The organism is Pseudomonas sp. PS01298, assembly GCF_029959745.1.
GTDB classification, from domain to species: domain Bacteria; phylum Pseudomonadota; class Gammaproteobacteria; order Pseudomonadales; family Pseudomonadaceae; genus Aquipseudomonas; species Aquipseudomonas aylmerensis.
This window is the reverse complement of record NZ_JASCPP010000127.1, coordinates 1-16536: the sequence shown is the minus strand read 5'-3', so window position 1 is coordinate 16536 and position 16536 is coordinate 1. Positions and strand designations below refer to the sequence as shown.

Genomic DNA, 16536 nt, shown 5'->3' with positions numbered 1-16536 from the left:
CTTGTCCCCCGTTGGAGTGCGAAGCGCTCCCGCTTTTTTTGGGGCCGCTTCGCAGCCCAACGGGGGACAAGCCCCCTCACCACAGGACAAGCCCTTCTACCCAGAACAAGTCCCCTCACCACAGGAAAACCCTTCTGCCCAGAACCAGCCCCCTTGGCACAGGACAACCCCTCTGCCCAGGACAACCCCCCTTGGCACAGGACAACCTCTGCAGAGGACAAACTCCCCCCACAGTATTTGTGCTGTCCTTGGTGTCACGCCTCATGCGATTCTCACCCTCGGCCCAAAGGCTTATCACAAGGAGCCTCGATGCAAACTTCCGGCGTGGACATCCGTCAACTCAAGGCCTTTGTGGTGGTGGCCGAGGAGCTCAGTTTTGTGCGCGCCGCGACTCGCCTGCATGTCTCGCAACCGGCGCTGTCCCAGACGATCCGCCAGTTCGAGGCGCTGCTGGATGTGCAGCTGTTCCAGCGCAACACCCGCAACGTCGCACTGACCGCGGCGGGCTTGGCGTTGCTGGTGGAAGCGCGAGACATCGTCAACGGTGTCAGTCGCCTGGTGCGCACCGCCCAGGAACATGCACGCGGGGTACGCGGTTCCCTGAATATCGGTTTCTTGATCGGTGCGGGCGTGGACCTGATGCCACAGATCCTCAGCGTGTTCGCCAGGCGCTATCCCGAGATTGAACTGGTCGTACGTGAATACGATTTCGCTTCGCCCCACGCCGGCATCGACGACGGCATGGACGTCGCGGTGTTGCGCCCGCCGCTGGGCCTGGCGGAGATCGAGTTGCACACGCTGGTCACCGAGCCGTGCGTGGCCTGCCTGGCTTCCGGGCATCGCTTGGCCGGGGAGAGTCGCGTGAGCATTCATGACCTGCTCGACGAGCCGATCATTGCCGCGCCGGGCAGCGGTGTATGGCGCAGCTACTGGACCGCCGACGCCTATCGCAATGGCCAGCCGGCGCGCATCGTGCACGAAGCCTCGACGGTGGAAACCGAATTGCAGGCAGTCGCCGCCGAGCGCGGCATCAGCATCACCGCGCTGTCCACGGCACGCTTCTACGCGCGGCCGGGGCTGGCGTTTCCGGTGATCGCTGATATGCCGATGTGCGCCGTCGCGGTGGCCTTGCCGCCAAATCCCAGCGTGGCCGCGCGCAACTTTGCCGAATTGGCGCTGGAAGTCGCCCGCAGCCGGGGCTAGTCAGGACAGGTCGTGCAGCGACTTGCCGTTGGGCGCGCCCACCTGCCATTCGGAAAACCGCACCTGCAGCCCTGCGCGTTCCGGTGTGCAGCAGTACGGGCCCACCTGGTAGGACGCGGCGACCGGGAAGGGCGCCAGGCGCACCAGCGGCCAGTGCACGCCGTCCACCGACACTTGCACCCGCAGCACGCCATTGGCGACCGTGGCGCGAATCCAGAATGCCTGCGGGTCACCGGGAAAGACACCAGTGGCCCAGTCCGAGACCTCGTCGGTCAACACGCTGCTGAGCAGCGTCACGCCATCCGACAACTCGGCGCCGATCTTCACCCAATGCGCTTCATCCACCCGCACCATCAAGCCGGCCTGGTCATAAAGCTCGGCGAAGGCGCCTTCTACTTTCACCTGGGCGGTGAATGCGCCGGCGGTTTGCACGTGCAGGAAGTGGCCGTTGTCGCGGACAAATCCATAATGGGTTTCACGCCAGAAGTCAGTGTGGGCATCGGTGACGACGGTCAGGTGGTCAGCCTGCCGCGTCCATTGTTGCGGCGGGTTGAGCCAGGTGGCCTGTGCAAACATCGATCAATCTCCTTGAGGGTGACAACACAAAACCCCGCGTACGGGGTTTTATGCAGGGCCTGGTGCGGGTTAGTGGTCCAGCAATTTGCTGCTCGGCCCGGCACTGCCATTGTTGAGGCGCGTGCGCAGCGAGAACAGCCACCACAGCACACCGACGCCCAGTGTAACGCCGGTGGTGAGGGCGCCGGTGTGGCTTTCTTCGGGCACGCTGAGGGTGAGGATTACCGCGATGGCCCAGGCGCCCCCCAGCAGGATCATCGGCAACAGCCAGCGGCCGAGGCTGAAGACGCCCTCGGGCGCGCCGGGCATGCGCCCGCTGCGGTAGGCCAGGAACGCCGCGATCAGCGTCAGCAGGTAGGTGCAGTAGTAAGTCAGCCCGACCATCGAGTAGATCGCGGTGACAAACCCGCCGCTCGCCAGGTTGAGCAGCACGGCGATGGCGGTGATCAGCACGATGGCGGCCACCGGCGTGCCGAAGTGCGGGTTGATCTTCGCCAGCACCTTGGAGCCCGGCAGCATGTTGTCGCGCGATAGGGCGAAGGTCATGCGCGTGGCGACCGCCATGTTGGCGATCAGGCATGCGAGGATCGACGCGAACGCGATCACGATCATGCCCACCCCCGCTGCATTGCCCAGTTGCAGGCGCACGATGTTGATCACCGGGTTTTCGCTGTGGCTGAGCAGGTCGCTGACCGAGCCGGGGATGGCAATGCTCAGCAGCGCGAACACCACGAAGCCCAGCACGCTGGACACCAGCACCGCACGGATCATCGCCCGGGGCGCCGCGCGGCGTGGGTCCTTGGTCTCTTCGGAAAGGTCCGCCGCGCCTTCCCAGCCCAGCAGCACCGATACCGGCAGCAGGGTCGCGAGGGCGAGGGTGGTGAAGCTGATCTCTCCACCGCTGACCGGTTGCGCCGAGGTCAGGATCGCCACGCCCTGGGTGTGCTCGAAGAAGAACAGCACTCCCAGGAACAAGGCAATGGCCAGCAGCACCGTGCCGATGATTTCGATGATCGCGCCGATGTCATTGATCCGCGTGGCGAGGCGAATCCCGCAGATGTTCAGCAGGCCCACCACCAGCGTGGCGCCGATGCTCAGGCCCTGGATCTGGCCTTGGGTGGGATTGGCCCAGATCTCCGGCGCGAACACCGTGCCGATCGCCGCCGAGGTGGCGGCGGTGCCGGCGACAAACGAGGTGAACGCCACCCAGCCGGTGAACCAGCCGAAGTGATTGCCGGCCAGGCGGCTCGACCATTGATAGGCGTAGCCGGTCAGCGGAATGCGTCCGGCCAGGTGGCAGTAGACCATGACGATGCAGCACACCAACGGAATCACCAGCAGCCACAGGAGGATGCCGATACCGCCGACCCGGTTGAACGGGTCGGCAAACAGGGTGACCACGCCGGTGTTGATCGAGACCATGGAAAAGGCCAGCGCAAACGAGGTGAAGGCACTCATGGTGCGGTGCATTTTTTGCTCGTAGCCGAGGCTCGCCAGGTCGGCATCGTCGCCGGACAGCGGTGCCTGCGCATTCGGTGGGGCGGTCACCGGGGTGTCGACAATCGTGCTCATGACCGTTGCTCCTCGATGATGCCGATGACGTCGTCCAGCACGTCCAGGGCCTTGGCCAGCAGCGGGCGCTCGATGTCCAGCGGCGGCTTGACCTTGATCAGGTTGCCCAGGCCGGCGTAGCGGCTCTCGCCGAACAATACGCCGCGTTCCACCCCAAGGCGATACACCTCCTGGGATTCACGGCACGCCGGCTCCTTGGTGGTGCGATCCTTGACCAGCTCGATGGACGCCATCAGGCCCGGGCAGCGCACATCGCCGATCAGCGGATGGCGGCTCTGCATCTCCTTGAGCCGCGCGGTGATGTAGTCGCCGGAATCGCGCGCCTTCTCGCACAGGTTGTCGGCGACGATGGCCTCTACGGCCGCGTAGCCGGCGGCCAGCGAGACCGGGAAGTGGCCGAAGGTCAGTGCTTCCTCGCCTTCGTCGAACCACTTGAGCTTGTCATCGGCGAGGATCCCGGCCAGCGGGAAGCCACCGCCCACGCCTTTGCCGAACACAATGATGTCGGGCAGCACGTCGTAATAGTCCGCGGCCCACATGGTGCCCATGCGCCCGAATCCGGTTTGCACTTCATCGAAAATCAACAGCACGCCGAGGCGATCACAGATCTCGCGCACGCCCTTGTAGTACGAACGCGGGAACTCGATATGCCCGCCATTGCCCTGGATCGGCTCCATCATCACCGCCGCCACGCCGCCGTCGACGCCCTTGAGGATGGTGTCTTCGAGCAGGCCGAGGCACAGCTGGGATTCGGTTTCCGGGTCCAGGCCCAGGCGGGTGCGGTAGGGGTTGGGGTGCGGCACGCGGGTGAAGCGTGGCTGGATCGCCAGGAACGGGTTGTTCGGGTGCGGCCAGCTGGCGCCGAGCGTGGCCAGGGAACGGCCGTGGTAACCGTCCTGCAGCACCAGCAGGTTCTGCGCGCCGGGGCGGTTCTTGAACGCCAGCTTCATCGCCATTTCACCGGCGAGGCTGCCATGCAGGGCGAAACCCATCTGGTTGAGGGAGGCCGGCGAGACTTCGCGCAACTTGGCCACCAGCCGGGTGTGGGCCGGCGAGCCGAAGTTGGGGCGGATGTGGGTCATGTCGCGCAGTTGCGCGATCGCCGCCTCCACGACGCGAGGGTCATTGGCCCCCAGGTTGTTCGACCACGCCTGGGCGGTGCAGTCGATGTATTCCTTGCCTTGGTCGTCCCATACCAGCGAGCCACGGGCCTTGACCAGATTGATCTTGGCGGACGCCTGGGGTGCGGTGTTCATCACGTCATTCATCTGCGTTATCTCTTTTATTAGGGCGGCAGTGTTTGTGGATGTGTGCAGTTAGGGTTATGACTCGCTGCATCGAGTGAGACCGATGCTAGCGCGCAGGGGACGGCGATTAGAAAGACCGATTGGCGTGGGATTGTTTGGCGTGGCTTATGAATGGTGGCGGCGTTATGCCATTTATTTTTGAAACATAATGAAACATTCTCCCGAGGACGAGGCTCTACCGCTACACCTGCACTGAGTTCTTCCATGAAAATACCGCGTCCCTCCGCCCGCATGCCGCACCTCACCCAACTGCGCAACCTGAAGATGGCGCGCTCGGCCCACGCCTATGTGCGCGGCAGCACCGTGCAGTTCTACGAGTGGCTGCACAGCCAGATGGGCAGGCGCCTGCCGCAGGGGCCGGCCATCTGGATCTGCGGCGATTGCCACGCCGGCAACCTGGGCCCGACCGGCGATACCAAGGGCCGCATCGACATGCATATCCGCGACCTGGACCAGGCGGTGATCGGCAACCCGGCCCATGACCTGGTGCGCCTGGCCCTGTCCCTGGCCACCGCCGCACGGGGCTCGGACCTGCCCGGTGTGACCACCGCGCGCATGCTCGAAGAAATGATGATCGGCTACGAACAGGCGTTCAAGGACAAGCCCGACGAGGCGCCGCCGCGTCCGTCCCAGGTCAAGGCCGGGATGCGCAGCGCAGTGGCGCGCACCTGGAAGAATCTTGCGCGTGAGCGCATTGAAAACGTGCGGCCGACGATTCCACTCGGCAAGCATTTCTGGTCGTTGTCGCGCGCCGAAAAAACCGCGCTGGAAAGCGTCTGCGCCTCCGATGAAATCCACCAGTTGGTCACCTCGCTCAAAGGGCGGCCCAAGGATGCCAAGGTTGAATTGCTGGACTCGGCCTATTGGGTCAAGGGCTGCAGTTCGCTGGGCCTGCTGCGTTACGCAGCGTTGCTGGGGGTGGGGGACAAGGACGACCAGGAATATTGCCTGATCGATATCAAGGAAGCCGTCGGCGCCGCGGCACCGCGTTCGGCACGTGCCAAGATGCCGCGGGATAACGGGCGTCGGGTGGTGGAGGGCGCGCGCCAGCTATCACCGAGCCTGGGCGAACGCATGGTGGCGACGCGGTTTCTCGACCATGGGTTTTTTATCCGGGAACTGCTGCCCCAGGACATGAAGCTGGAGCTGGATGAGTTGAGCGAGACCGATGCGATGCATGCCGCCGGCTACCTGGCGCGGGTCGTCGGCATCGCGCATGCCCGGCAGATGGACCGTGACGCGCGCAAGGATTGGATGGCAGTGTTGCAGGAGAATCGCTCCAAGCAGCTGGATGCACCGTCCTGGTTATGGACCAGTGTGGTGCAACTGGTGGGGAGTCATGAGCAGGGCTATCTCAACCATTGCCGGCGCTACGCACTGGAACATTGATCTGCTGCAGGAGTCGGTGTGCCGGCGATCGCGGTCTGCCTGACACACCGTGATCGCCGGCCATGGTGTGGTCAGGCCAGGTATTTGTTGAACCAGCCCAGTGTGCGTTCCCACGCCAGGTTCGCTGCCGCCTCGTCATAACGCGGCGTCGAATCATTGTGGAAACCGTGGTTGGCGCCCTTGTAGATATAGGCTTCGTACGTAGTGCCGGCCGCCTTCAACGCCTGCTCATAGGCCGGCCATCCCTCGTTGATCCGCGTGTCCAACTCGCCGTAGTGCAGCATGATCGGTGCCTTGATGCGCGGCACGTCCTTGGCCTCCGGCTGGCGCCCATAGAACGACACTGCCGCGCCCAGTTCCGGGTAGGCGACTGCGGCCGCATTGGTCACGCCGCCGCCGTAGCAGAAGCCGGTGATGCCGACTTTGCCGGTGCTGCTGTCGTGGTGCATCAACCATTCGATGGCGGCGAAGAAGTCGTTCATCAGCTTGGTCGGATCGACTTTCTGCTGCAATTCCACGCCTTTTTCATCGTTGCCGGGGTAGCCGCCGACCGAGGTCAGGCCATCCGGCGCGAGCGCGATAAACCCGGCTTTGGCCAAGCGCCGCGCGACGTCTTCGATATAGGGATTGAGGCCACGGTTTTCGTGCACGACCACCACCGCCGGCAACTTGCCGGCGGCTTTCGCCGGGCGCACCAGGTAGCCGCGCACGTTGCCATTGCCCTTGGGCGAGGGGTAGGTAATGTAGTCGGCGACGATGTCCGGGTCGGTGAACTTCACTTGCTCGGCCAACGCATAGTTGGGGCTCAGGGCGGCGAGCAGGGCGGAGGCGGTGAGGCCGCCGAAGGTGAACAGCGCGGCGCGGTCGAGGAATTCACGGCGGTTGATCTTGCCGTGGGCGTAGCCGTCGTAGAGTTCCAGCAGTTCGGGGGCAAAGTCTTTCGCGGTGAGACGAGTCATCGGTGCAATCCTCGATTAGCGGTGACAGACACTGTAGACCAGCCTCAGTCTGCGCGGCCATGGGCGGCGGCGGCCAATTGACCGGTGTCGACCCGCACGAACAGCGAGTCGCCGATGGCCGTGAGCACGTCGCCGGCGTAGACCTCGCAGACCACGCGGGTCTTACGTCCCACCTCGCCCTCGACGCGGGCGCGCAAGGTCAGCGTCACGCCCATCGGCGTGGGCTTGATGAATTTGATCCCCAGGTTGCCGGTCACGCAGTCGATGCGCGGCAGGCTGCCGGGCTCGCGGTGTTCGGCGCGGTAGTGATAGGCCATGGCGGTCCAGTTGGAATGGCAGTCCACCAGCATCGCGATCAGGCCGCCGTAGACCAGGTCGGGCCAGCCGCTGTATTGGGCGTCGGGCAGGTGCTCGGCGACCACGTGGACGCCGTCGGCATCCCAGCGGCTCTTGATGTGCAAGCCGTGTGGGTTGCTGCTGCCGCAGCCGTAACAGATGCCTTGCGGCGCGGTGATGTCCTGTAGCGAAGGGGAGTGCATGCAACGTCCTTATTATTCTGGGGCGACTACTCTATTTAGCAGGGCGCGCGCCGGATGGGAATAAATCCGTGGCATGAGGTGTTAGCTCAGTACTGTGTCCTGTCCTCTTGCGGAGCGTTGCATGAAGCCTTTCATTTACCTGGCTGTCCTCCTCGGTGTTTGCGCCAGCGCCCAGGCGGTGGAGTACACGGACGTCAACCGCACCGCCAGCCAGATCAGCTTTACCTACCAGCAATTGGGGCAGAGCGTGTATGGCATCTTCGGTGATTTCGAGGGCACGCTGAGCTTTGACACGCAAAAGCCCGAGGCCGGGCATGCGTTGCTGAAGATCCAGTTGGCGAGCATCGACGCCGGCAGCCCCGACGCCAACGACGAGCTGCAACGCGCATCCTGGTTCGACACTGCGACTTACCCGGTGGGTGTGTATGAGTCCACCGCCGTCACGCCCCTGGGAGGTAACCGCTTCAAGATCAGTGGCAACCTGACAATCAAGGGCACCACGCGCCAGGTGGAGGTCGACGTGGTGCTCAAGGAGCAAGACGGCATTGGCGTGTTCGACGGCAAATTCATCCTCAAGCGCAGCGATTTCAAGATCGGCGAGGGTGAGTGGGCCGGCAACAGCGTGGTCTCCGACGGCATCGACATCAAATTCAAGATGGTCGCGCCACAGCGCTAGCGGGCGAAGCGCTTGGCGCCTGCGACGCAACCGATCACCGCCAGCGTCACCAGCACCATGCCCAGGCTCACCTGTTCATGCAGCAGTCCCGCCGCCAGCGCCAGGCCGAAGAACGGCTGCAGCAGTTGCAACTGGCCGACGGCGGCGATGCCACCCTGGGCCAGCCCGCGGTACCAGAACACGAAGCCGATCAACATGCTGAACAGCGCCACATAACCCAGGCTCAACCAGGCCGGCAGGCTGATCCCGCTCAAGGTCGACGGCGCCAGCAGCAGGCTCAGCGGCGCCACCACCGGCAGCGCCACCACCAGCGCCCAGCAGATCACCTGCCAACCGCCGAGGCTGCGCGACAACGTGGCGCCTTCGGCATACCCCAGGCCGCACACCAGCACCGCCAGCAGCATCAGCAGGTCACCCGCCGGGGCGGCGCTCAAGCCCTGGGCCACGGCATAGCCCATCACCAGCACACTCCCGAGGACCGAAAACAGGCAGAACACCGGGCGGGGTCGCTCGCCACCGCGCAGCACGCCGAACACCGCCGTGGCCAAAGGCAGCAGGCCGATAAACACGATGGAGTGCGCCGAGGTCACGTATTGCAGTGCCAGGGCCGTGAGCAAAGGGAAGCCGATCACCACGCCCAGCGAGACGACCGCCAGGGGCACCCATTGGTGGCGCGCAGGGCGTTTCTCCTTGAACAGCCGGAGCAACAGCAGGCCCAGCACGGCGGCAATGGTGGCGCGCAGCAGGGTCAGGAACACCGGGTCGAATTCCATCACCGCCAGGCGTGTGGCCGGCAGCGAGCCGCTGAAAATCACCACGCCGATAAAGCCGTTGATCCAGCCTTGGGTACGGGTGTCCAGGTTGCTGAAGGGGGTTGTGCGTTCCATGAGGGGTATCCAAGAAAACTGCGGTTGCGTTCGCGCCATCCTAGAGGTGAGTATTAGGACAATCAAAAAATTGTCATGGATACATCACCTATGCCGCGCGCGCGTTATAAATTCCTGGTCGATACCTTTGCCGACGACATCCGCAGCGGCAGGCTGGCCCCCGGCACGCGCCTGCCGACTCACCGGCAACTCGCCGCCGACCATGGCCTGGCGCTGGTCACGGCCAGTCGCGTGTACACCGAGTTGGAAGCGATGGGGCTGGTCAGCGGCGAGACCGGGCGCGGCACCTTCGTGCGCGAAATTGCGTTGCCGCCGGGGCAGGGCAGTGGGCAGATGAACGTCGCCGCCGGCCTGCTCGACCTCAATTTCAACTACCCGTCACTGCCGGGCCAGGCCGATTTGCTGCGCACCGCCTTGCGGCAGCTGGCGCTGTCCGGCGACCTTGAGGCGCTGCTGCGTTACCAGCCGCACGCCGGCCGCCTGCACGAACGCGCTGCCGTCGCGCGGCACCTGCTCAACCGTGGGCTGACGGTCGAGGCCGAGCAGGTGCTGGTGGTCAGTGGCGCCCAGCACGGCTTGGCGGTGACCCTGATGGCATTGCTCAAGCCGGGGGATGTGATCGCCGTCGACGCGCTGACGTATTCGGGCTTCAAGGTGCTGGCCGAGACCCTGCACCTGGAAATACTTGCCGTGCCGGTAACCCCCGCCGGGCCAGACCTGCAGGCCCTGCAAACGTTGTGTCGCCAGCGCCCGGTGCGGGCCGTGTACTGCATGCCCACCCTGCATAACCCGCTGGGCTGGGTGATGGAAATGTCGCAGCGCGAGCAGTTGGTGAGCATTGCCCGTCAGCACAATCTGATGCTCATCGAGGATGCGGCCTACGCTTTTCTGGTCGAAAACCCGCCACCACCGCTGGCGACATTGGCACCCGAGCGTACGGTGTATGTCGGTGGGCTCTCCAAGAGCATCGCCACCGGTTTGCGCGTGGGTTTTATTGCCGCGCCGCCGGCGTGGGTCAAGGTGCTGGAGCGCACCATCATGGCCACCACCTGGAACGTGCCCGGCGTGATGAGTGCCATCGCCGTGGCATGGATCGAGGACGGCACGGTGGCGCAACTCGAAGCGCAGAAACGCCAGGACGCCCGCGCCCGGCAAGCCCTGGCCGCGCAGGTGCTAAAGGGGCTGGCGACCATCAGCCATCCCTCGTCGTACTTTCTATGGTTGCCCCTGGCGGAGGAGGTTCGCGCCGACCAGGTCGCCATGACCCTGCAGCGCGAGGGGGTCAGCGTGTCGACGGCCGAGCCGTTTGCTGTCTCAGCCCATGTGCCGCACGCACTGCGCCTGGCCTTGGGGTCGGTGGACATGCCTGTACTGCGCGAAGCCTTGCTGACCGTGCGCCGGGTTGTCGGGCCGTACTAGAGCGTCTGGCGTCGCAGGCTCAGCAGCGCGGCGCCGAAACCGATAAACGTTGCCCCCACCACACGGTTGACCCACCTGGAAAACACCGGGCGCGCCAGCCAGCCCTTGGCCTGCGAAGCCAGCAGGGCATACAGGCTCAACGACAACGCCGAGAGCAGGATGAAAATCAGGGTCAACACCAGGAACTGCGGCACCAGCGGGGCGTGCTGGTCGAGGAACTGTGGAAACAGTGCGGTGAAAAACAGCACGGCCTTGGGGTTGGTCACTGCGGTCAGGAACGCCAGCTTGTAAAGCTTCCAGCGACTTGGTGGATTGACGCGGGCGGGGCCCTGCGAGCCGGGCGTGAGTGTGCCGGTTTTTTTCAGCAGGCTGCTGGCGCCCAGGTAGAACAGGTAGCCGGCGCCGAGCACCTTCACGGCATTGAAGACCCACTCGGAGCTGATGATCAACGCACCCAATCCCAGCATCGCTGCCGCCGACATGCAGAACAGCCCGCTGGCATTGCCTGCGGTTGACCACAACGTGGAGCGCGCGCCATAGGCCAGGCTGTTGTTCAGGGCCATCAGGATGGCCGGGCCTGGGCTGGCAATGGCGATGGCGGCAACGAGGGTAAAGGCCAGGATCGAGTGAGTGTCCATATTCAGGCTCGGTGAGTATCGGAGTGCTGATGCTAACCCGATCCTCACCTTCGCGCAGAGGGTTCCTCAGTCACGGGCGATCAATATTTGTAAGCCTGGCGCCCGATCAGCAGCCACTTGCCTTTTTGTTTCTGCCAGACCTGGAAGTTGTCGATATCGGTCGGTACTTCGACGCCGCTGTTCACCGCCAGCGCGTGGAAGTGGTTGCGCACCAGCGCGGTGTCGCCGTTGAGGGTGATGGTCTGGTTTTGCATTTCCAGGGTCTTGAACGCGCTGGTGTGGGTTTCCAGGTCGGCGATGAATTGGTCCTTGTTCTGCACCTTGCCGCTGGAGTGGCCGTAGGTGAGTTTATCGGCGGTCAGCGCGTGCAGTTGCTTGAGGTCCAGATGCAGCATGGCCTGGGTCAGTTGGTCGACCGCTTGGGCCACATCCTTTTCGGCGGCGGCCGGCGCGGCGGCGACATAACCGCTGAACAGGCACAGAAAACCGATCAGCACTTTGACGTTTTGCATGGGTGTTTCCTTATTGTTGTTGGGGGCTGGCACGACCGGTTAAGTCGTCGTACAACCATGCAATATTTCCTGCGCTGAAGGAAAGTGAAATTTTGAAATATCTTGAAAAGATTAGCCTTGAAGACGCTTTAAAAACCTTGGCGACTTATACGACGTCTCAACACAAGGCTAATCCTTACCGACTCTTCCTGTGCAGGTAGCACATCGCTATGCTACGCCCGGACACCCTGATTGCCCGGAGACGACAACATGGATTTTGATTGGCACGGCGATCCCATCACGCGTGCCACACCCGTCACCCGCCACTATAAAAACACCCAGAACGTTCGCCGTTTCATGCTTGAACACTGTGGTCCGGGGTTCAAGTTCGACCGGCCTTTTATGGCCTGGATTCGCAACGACGTGCCCAAGACCCTGGGCGATGTCGTGGATGAATGGCGACGTCGCCACGAGGAAGCACGCGCATGACCCCCGATGAGAAATACCAGGCAGCCCAGCAACGCCTCGGCTATCAGTTGGACGAATTCAAGGTGGGCGGCAACTACACGCCGCTGGTCCGTGACGGCAATCACTTGTACATCAGTGGCCAGATTCCACGTGTAGGCGACACCATCGTGCTGCCGGGCAAGGTTGGCGACAGCATCACCCTGGCCCAGGCGCAAATCGCCGCCGGCATCAGCGCCTTGCGTTGCCTGGGGTTGCTCAAGCAAGCCGTGGGTTCACTGGACCGGGTCAAGGCCATCCCTCGCATCACCGTGTATGTGCGCAGCGCCGAGGACTTTGATCAGCAGAGTGAAGTCGCCAATGGCGCCTCCGACTTGCTGCACGAGATTCTGGGCAGCGCCGGGGTGCATACGCGCACGTCGGTCGGTGTGATGCAGTTGCCGAAGTCGGCAGCGGTGGAGATCGACATGATCGCCGTTGCCCACGACTGAACCGATGATCACCCAGGGCATCGCGGTTCTGGTCAATTACGGTGCCTACCTGGCGCCGGGGCTGTTGCTGTTTGGCCTGTGGTTCGCGCTGACGCCCAGATCGCTTGCGGCGATGCGCATCCTGATCCTGCTGGCGGCATTTGTGCTGATGCGCGATGCCATGACGCCCTTGGGCCTGTGGGCATTGAGCGATGCGGTAAGCATCGCCTTCACCGACAATGCGGTGGTGCTGGCCGCCTTGGGTGGGCTGTCGCTGGTGCTGATCGGGGGGCTGGCCTATGTCGCCCCCGAGCTATGGCGGTGGGTGGTGTGGGTCAAGGGGCCGCGTGCAATCGGGCTTGTGGTCGGGCTGGGTGTCGGCGGCCTGATCGGGGTACCGTTGCGGCTCTATCAAGGGATTGAGGTGCAGGCGATCCCCGGCTATTGGGCGTGGCTGCCGGGCATGCTGGTGCTGGCGTATGGCGCCAATGCGCTTGAGGAAGTGTTGTTTCGCGGGTTCTTGCAGGGCTACCTGGAACAACAGGTCACGCCGTTGCGCGCGGCCTTGCTCAGCGGCGTGGCGTTTGCCGCCTGCCATGCCTTTCTGGCCTTGAGCGTCACCCAGTTGGGCTGGCCAGTGTTGCTGTTTACCCTGATCGAGGGGCTGGCCTGTGCACTGGTGCGCATGCGTTACGGCGTGCTGGCCGCGACGTTGACCCACGGCACGGCGATCCTGCTGATTGCCGTGCCGATGGTGTAGCACCGCCTGTAGGAGCTGGCTTGCCAGCTCCTACAGGACCGGTATTGCTGGCGAGTCAGTGGGGTACAGGCCGGCATCGCAGGCGAGCCAGCGTTTTCCGTTCCCACCGGCTTACGCGCAGGGCAATGGCGGGGTGCGCGGTGGAATCTGGCGTTTGCTGCCCGTCGCTTCATAGGCCGCTGCAAAGCGCAGCAACGCCGAGTCATCGTACGCGCGCCCGGCGAACGTCAGCCCGACCGGCATGCCGATATCCGCCATCACGCCCATCGGCACGGTGACGGTGGGCACGCCGAGGTGGCGAATCGCAAGGTTGCCGTTGGCCACCCACACGCCGTTGCTCCAGGCGATGTCGGCGCTGGCTTCGTTGACGTCGGCGTCCGCCGGGCCGACATCGGCCACGGTGGGGAACAGCACCGCGTCGAGCCCCAGCGTGTCCATCCAGTCTTCCAGGTCGATCCGGCGGGTCTGCTCAAGACCGCGCAGGCCATCGGGGACGGTGCTGATTTCGTTCCAGGGGGTGATGCCACGCTCGGCCATGCGCACGTATTCGTCCATGCCGGCGGCCAGGTCATCTTCACGGTTGGGCAGGGTGCCGGGGTCGTGCGGGAAGATCTGCGGGCCGTCGACATCCGCCAGGCGGTTCAGCGCCGGGTCGTTGTTGGCGCGCAGGAAATCATCGAAGGCCCACGCGGAAAGCTCCCACAGTTCATCGTGCAGGAATTCCTTGGACACCAGGCCACGGGTAAACACGGTCGGCGCGCCGGGGCGGTCGCCTTCGCAGTTGGACACCAGCGGGAAATCCACCTCGATGACTTCCGCGCCAGCAGCTTCGAGGGCCTGGCGCGCGGCCTGCCACAGGTCGATCACGCTGGCGCGGGTGTTGATCTTTTGCCCGGTCGGCCCGCCGATGCCGGGTTTTTCGCTGGTGCCGGCGTCCGGGTCGGCGTTGATGTACATGCGCGGCACGCCGAAGCGTTTACCCACGAGGGATTCGGCCGTCACCGCCAGTTGCGCGTAAGACGCCGGGCGCACCGAAGTGGCGCTCGGAATCGGCACCCAGGGCTGCAGGCGCCACAGGTCGCCGCGCGTGTCCGGATCGTCGGCCACCACCACATCAAGCACTTCCAGCAGGTCGGCCATGGTGCGCGCGTAGGGCACGACCACGTCCATGGTGGGCGTCAGCGGCCAGTTGCCGCGCACCGAAATCACCCCCCGCGACGGCGTGTAGGCGCACAGGCCATTGTTGGACGCCGGGCCACGTCCGCTCGACCAGGTCTCTTCCGCCAGGCCGAAGGCCGCGAAGCTCGCGGCGGTCGCGGTGCCGGCACCGTTGGACGAGCCGGAGGCGAATGGCGCGGTCAGGTAGTCGGCGTTGTACGGGCTTTCTGCGCGGCCATACACACCGCGTTGCATGCCGCCATTGGCCATCGGCGGCATATTGGTCTTGCCCAGGCAAATGGCGCCACCGGCGCGCAGGCGCTCGATGGTAAAGGCGTCACGCTGGGCGACCAGCTTGGCAAAGGCCGGGCTGCCCGACGCAGCCGTCAGCCCCTTGACCAGGTAACTGTCCTTGGCGGTGTAGGGAATGCCGTCCAATGGCCCCAAGGTTTCGCCCTTGGCCCGGCGCGCATCGGACGCCTCGGCCTCTTTCAGGGCCTGAGGGTTGCGCACCACCACGGCGTTGAGTGCGGTAGCGGTCTGCGCACCGTCATAGGCATCGATCCGCGCCAGGTACGCCTGGACCAGTTCAACGGCCGTGGTCTGGCCGGTTTCAAGCGCCGCGCGCAATTGGGCAATGGAGACTTCGGTAACTTGCATCAGATTTTTTTCGCCGCCTTCAAGTGGGGGTATGGCGGCAGTCTACGTACAGATATTTCACAAAACCAGCGCCGCATAATCCGCATGGGCGCCGCGCATGACCTGCCAGGTGGCGTCGTCAGCGGGAATCAGATGTTCGATGCGCAGCGAGGCGAGGGTGATGTCCTGGGGCATGCCGAAGGTCGTGAAGGTCGACAGGAAGTTCAGTTCGCCACGGGTCGAGCGCACGCGGGTGAGCACCAACGGCGGCAGCGCCTCGGACCGCTCGGTGCTGGCCGGCGCCGGCAGAGAGGCCAGCAACGCCGCCAGCGTCGGATTACCCAGCGCCTCCCGGCTGGCGCGCTGCCAGGCCAGGGTGCGGATTTCGTCGGCATTGATCAGGTGATCGCCGAGGCCGCACGGTTCCAGCAGGGTGGCCAGCAGGTTCAAGCCGTCGCTGGCCTGCGGCGGGATGCCCACCAACTCGAACAGCACCGCGGTGCTGGCGTTGGCGGCCAGCACCTGCCATTCGCTGCCCAGCAGGATCGCCGGGGCCGGGTTGTTGGCGTGCAGCACATGGCTGACCGCCTCGCGAATCGCCGCCATGCCGGGCGCCGCGAGTGGCGTGGCGGTGTAGCGCGGCGCGAAGCCGGCGGCGAGGAATACGCGGTTGCATTCGTCCAGCGGCACTTCCAGCGCGGTCAGCAGGTTATGCAGGGTGCCGGGGCTCGGCTTGGCGCGGCCGGTTTCGAGGCAGCTGAGGTGGCGCTGGGAAACACCGGTGATCAGCGCCAGGTCGAGCTGGCTCAGCTTGGCGTGCCGACGCAGTTGGCGCAGGTAGGCGCCGGCGGTAACAGGCGTGTCCATGGCGTGTTCATGACCTCCGAGGTCATTGCGAGGGCGCCCACCTTATCACTAGGGTGACGGCTCGATCACTACAAGGAAGAAACCATGCTCAGACCCTCTATCGCCCTGGCCGCCTTGCTCGGGTTTTCGCTGTATACCCTGGCTACGATGCTCATGGCCGAGCAGTCGCTCATGGCGTTTGGATTGGAATTGATCTCGCGTCCGGACACCGCACAGGTGGTGATTGACCTGTACCTGATGGCAGTACTCGCCTGTGTGTGGATGTACCACGATGCCCGCGGGCGAGGGCGGTCGCTGGCGTCGGTGTTGCCGTATTTTTTGCTGACGGCGGTGTTCGTGTCGGTGGGGCCGCTGCTGTATATCGTCGTCAACCAGTGTTCGCGACGCGGACAGCCCCCGGTCTGACGCAACTCCCCGTGGCGAGCGGGCTTGCCCCGCGTTGGGCTGCGCAGCCGCCCCAGTCATCGCCACCTCGTTTCTTCAGACAGTCCGAGGTGTCAGGTTTTGGGGCTGCTGCGCGG

General features: G+C 64.4%; 18 protein-coding genes. 8 read left to right on the top strand and 10 right to left on the bottom strand.

The window, feature by feature from the left end; translation table 11 throughout:
• Positions 1 to 309: 309 nt before the first annotated feature.
• Complete coding sequence (locus tag QMX97_RS28110) at positions 310 to 1203, top strand: LysR family transcriptional regulator (RefSeq protein WP_282397980.1); 894 nt, start codon at positions 310 to 312, stop codon at positions 1201 to 1203.
• Here QMX97_RS28110 and QMX97_RS28105 read toward each other — a convergent pair whose 3' ends face one another.
• From QMX97_RS28105 to QMX97_RS28095, 3 genes are all read right to left on the bottom strand, one after another.
• On the bottom strand, positions 1204 to 1779 hold the full coding sequence (locus QMX97_RS28105) for a DUF1349 domain-containing protein (RefSeq protein WP_106803653.1): 576 nt from the start codon (positions 1777 to 1779) through the stop codon (positions 1204 to 1206).
• Positions 1780 to 1848: 69 nt separating this feature from the next.
• Entirely contained in the window at positions 1849 to 3351 is a 1503-nt protein-coding gene (locus tag QMX97_RS28100; RefSeq protein WP_065907977.1) for an amino acid permease, read from the bottom strand.
• A complete protein-coding gene (locus tag QMX97_RS28095) occupies positions 3348 to 4619 on the bottom strand; it encodes an aminotransferase class III-fold pyridoxal phosphate-dependent enzyme (protein ID WP_282397979.1) in 1272 nt (423 codons plus the stop codon). Before QMX97_RS28095 ends, QMX97_RS28100 begins: the two co-directional genes overlap by 4 nt.
• Before the next feature lie 243 nt (positions 4620 to 4862).
• On the opposite strand from QMX97_RS28095, the gene QMX97_RS28090 reads away from it, so the two are divergent.
• Positions 4863 to 6047: a DUF2252 domain-containing protein gene (locus tag QMX97_RS28090; RefSeq protein ID WP_282397978.1), complete on the top strand. Its 1185-nt coding sequence runs from the start codon at positions 4863 to 4865 to the stop codon at positions 6045 to 6047.
• A 71-nt stretch (positions 6048 to 6118) separates the two neighbouring features.
• Here the strand turns inward: QMX97_RS28090 and yghX are convergent, their stop codons facing one another.
• Both yghX and QMX97_RS28080 read right to left on the bottom strand, forming a co-directional pair.
• A complete protein-coding gene (gene yghX, locus QMX97_RS28085; protein ID WP_262135741.1) occupies positions 6119 to 7006 on the bottom strand; it encodes a YghX family hydrolase in 888 nt (295 codons plus the stop codon).
• Between the two features lie 44 nt (positions 7007 to 7050).
• Positions 7051 to 7545 carry a hotdog domain-containing protein gene (locus QMX97_RS28080; protein WP_065907984.1) on the bottom strand — a complete coding sequence of 165 codons (495 nt, stop codon included), beginning with the start codon at positions 7543 to 7545 and terminating at the stop codon, positions 7051 to 7053.
• Positions 7546 to 7666: 121 nt separating this feature from the next.
• Between QMX97_RS28080 and QMX97_RS28075 the strand changes: the two genes are divergently transcribed.
• The gene (locus tag QMX97_RS28075; RefSeq protein ID WP_282397977.1) at positions 7667 to 8221 is read left to right on the top strand and encodes a YceI family protein; all 555 of its coding nucleotides are present in this window, start codon (positions 7667 to 7669) and stop codon (positions 8219 to 8221) included.
• On the opposite strand, the gene QMX97_RS28070 is transcribed toward QMX97_RS28075, so the two are convergent.
• Positions 8218 to 9108 (bottom strand): DMT family transporter, encoded by an 891-nt coding sequence (locus QMX97_RS28070; protein ID WP_282397976.1) that lies wholly within the window; start codon positions 9106 to 9108, stop codon positions 8218 to 8220. The genes QMX97_RS28075 and QMX97_RS28070 overlap by 4 nt on opposite strands.
• Positions 9109 to 9198: 90 nt before the next feature.
• Between QMX97_RS28070 and QMX97_RS28065 the strand changes: the two genes are divergently transcribed.
• Complete coding sequence (locus QMX97_RS28065) at positions 9199 to 10527, top strand: PLP-dependent aminotransferase family protein (protein ID WP_282397982.1); 1329 nt, start codon at positions 9199 to 9201, stop codon at positions 10525 to 10527.
• Here QMX97_RS28065 and QMX97_RS28060 read toward each other — a convergent pair.
• Positions 10524 to 11165, bottom strand: a complete 642-nt coding sequence (locus tag QMX97_RS28060; RefSeq protein ID WP_282397975.1) for a LysE family translocator — start codon at positions 11163 to 11165, stop codon at positions 10524 to 10526. The genes QMX97_RS28065 and QMX97_RS28060 overlap by 4 nt on opposite strands.
• A gap of 80 nt (positions 11166 to 11245) precedes the next feature.
• Positions 11246 to 11677 carry a nuclear transport factor 2 family protein gene (locus tag QMX97_RS28055; RefSeq protein ID WP_065907991.1) on the bottom strand — a complete coding sequence of 144 codons (432 nt, stop codon included), beginning with the start codon at positions 11675 to 11677 and terminating at the stop codon, positions 11246 to 11248.
• A 249-nt stretch (positions 11678 to 11926) separates the two neighbouring features.
• Between QMX97_RS28055 and QMX97_RS28050 the strand changes: the two genes are divergently transcribed.
• From QMX97_RS28050 to QMX97_RS28040, 3 genes are read left to right on the top strand one after another with little or no spacing between them, the layout of a single operon-like run.
• Positions 11927 to 12145 carry a DUF6434 domain-containing protein gene (locus QMX97_RS28050; protein WP_282397974.1) on the top strand — a complete coding sequence of 73 codons (219 nt, stop codon included), beginning with the start codon at positions 11927 to 11929 and terminating at the stop codon, positions 12143 to 12145.
• On the top strand, positions 12142 to 12612 hold the full coding sequence (locus QMX97_RS28045) for a RidA family protein (RefSeq protein ID WP_282397973.1): 471 nt from the start codon (positions 12142 to 12144) through the stop codon (positions 12610 to 12612). The genes QMX97_RS28050 and QMX97_RS28045 overlap by 4 nt, the downstream gene beginning before the upstream one ends.
• A gap of 4 nt (positions 12613 to 12616) precedes the next feature.
• Entirely contained in the window at positions 12617 to 13351 is a 735-nt protein-coding gene (locus QMX97_RS28040; RefSeq protein WP_282397981.1) for a CPBP family intramembrane glutamic endopeptidase, read from the top strand.
• A gap of 111 nt (positions 13352 to 13462) precedes the next feature.
• Here the strand turns inward: QMX97_RS28040 and QMX97_RS28035 are convergent, their stop codons facing one another.
• On the bottom strand, positions 13463 to 15172 hold the full coding sequence (locus QMX97_RS28035) for an amidase (RefSeq protein ID WP_262135787.1): 1710 nt from the start codon (positions 15170 to 15172) through the stop codon (positions 13463 to 13465).
• A 54-nt stretch (positions 15173 to 15226) separates the two neighbouring features.
• Positions 15227 to 16015 carry a helix-turn-helix transcriptional regulator gene (locus tag QMX97_RS28030; RefSeq protein ID WP_262135732.1) on the bottom strand — a complete coding sequence of 263 codons (789 nt, stop codon included), beginning with the start codon at positions 16013 to 16015 and terminating at the stop codon, positions 15227 to 15229.
• An 84-nt stretch (positions 16016 to 16099) separates the two neighbouring features.
• Here QMX97_RS28030 and QMX97_RS28025 point away from each other — a divergent pair, with 84 nt between their 5' ends.
• Positions 16100 to 16420 carry a DUF2834 domain-containing protein gene (locus QMX97_RS28025; RefSeq protein ID WP_282397972.1) on the top strand — a complete coding sequence of 107 codons (321 nt, stop codon included), beginning with the start codon at positions 16100 to 16102 and terminating at the stop codon, positions 16418 to 16420.
• Positions 16421 to 16536: the final 116 nt, after the last annotated feature.

Coding starts and splice junctions, on each gene's coding strand:
- QMX97_RS28075 (WP_282397977.1), top strand. CDS start 7,667: ATGAAGCCTTTCATTTACCTGGCTGTCCTCCTCGGTGTTTGCGCCAGC.
- QMX97_RS28110 (WP_282397980.1), top strand. CDS start 310: ATGCAAACTTCCGGCGTGGACATCCGTCAACTCAAGGCCTTTGTGGTG.
- yghX (WP_262135741.1), bottom strand. CDS start 7,006: ATGACTCGTCTCACCGCGAAAGACTTTGCCCCCGAACTGCTGGAACTC.
- QMX97_RS28070 (WP_282397976.1), bottom strand. CDS start 9,108: ATGGAACGCACAACCCCCTTCAGCAACCTGGACACCCGTACCCAAGGC.
- QMX97_RS28055 (WP_065907991.1), bottom strand. CDS start 11,677: ATGCAAAACGTCAAAGTGCTGATCGGTTTTCTGTGCCTGTTCAGCGGT.
- QMX97_RS28045 (WP_282397973.1), top strand. CDS start 12,142: ATGACCCCCGATGAGAAATACCAGGCAGCCCAGCAACGCCTCGGCTAT.
- QMX97_RS28025 (WP_282397972.1), top strand. CDS start 16,100: ATGCTCAGACCCTCTATCGCCCTGGCCGCCTTGCTCGGGTTTTCGCTG.
- QMX97_RS28100 (WP_065907977.1), bottom strand. CDS start 3,351: ATGAGCACGATTGTCGACACCCCGGTGACCGCCCCACCGAATGCGCAG.
- QMX97_RS28105 (WP_106803653.1), bottom strand. CDS start 1,779: ATGTTTGCACAGGCCACCTGGCTCAACCCGCCGCAACAATGGACGCGG.
- QMX97_RS28095 (WP_282397979.1), bottom strand. CDS start 4,619: ATGAATGACGTGATGAACACCGCACCCCAGGCGTCCGCCAAGATCAAT.
- QMX97_RS28065 (WP_282397982.1), top strand. CDS start 9,199: ATGCCGCGCGCGCGTTATAAATTCCTGGTCGATACCTTTGCCGACGAC.
- QMX97_RS28060 (WP_282397975.1), bottom strand. CDS start 11,165: ATGGACACTCACTCGATCCTGGCCTTTACCCTCGTTGCCGCCATCGCC.
- QMX97_RS28090 (WP_282397978.1), top strand. CDS start 4,863: ATGAAAATACCGCGTCCCTCCGCCCGCATGCCGCACCTCACCCAACTG.
- QMX97_RS28030 (WP_262135732.1), bottom strand. CDS start 16,015: ATGGACACGCCTGTTACCGCCGGCGCCTACCTGCGCCAACTGCGTCGG.
- QMX97_RS28080 (WP_065907984.1), bottom strand. CDS start 7,545: ATGCACTCCCCTTCGCTACAGGACATCACCGCGCCGCAAGGCATCTGT.
- QMX97_RS28050 (WP_282397974.1), top strand. CDS start 11,927: ATGGATTTTGATTGGCACGGCGATCCCATCACGCGTGCCACACCCGTC.
- QMX97_RS28040 (WP_282397981.1), top strand. CDS start 12,617: ATGATCACCCAGGGCATCGCGGTTCTGGTCAATTACGGTGCCTACCTG.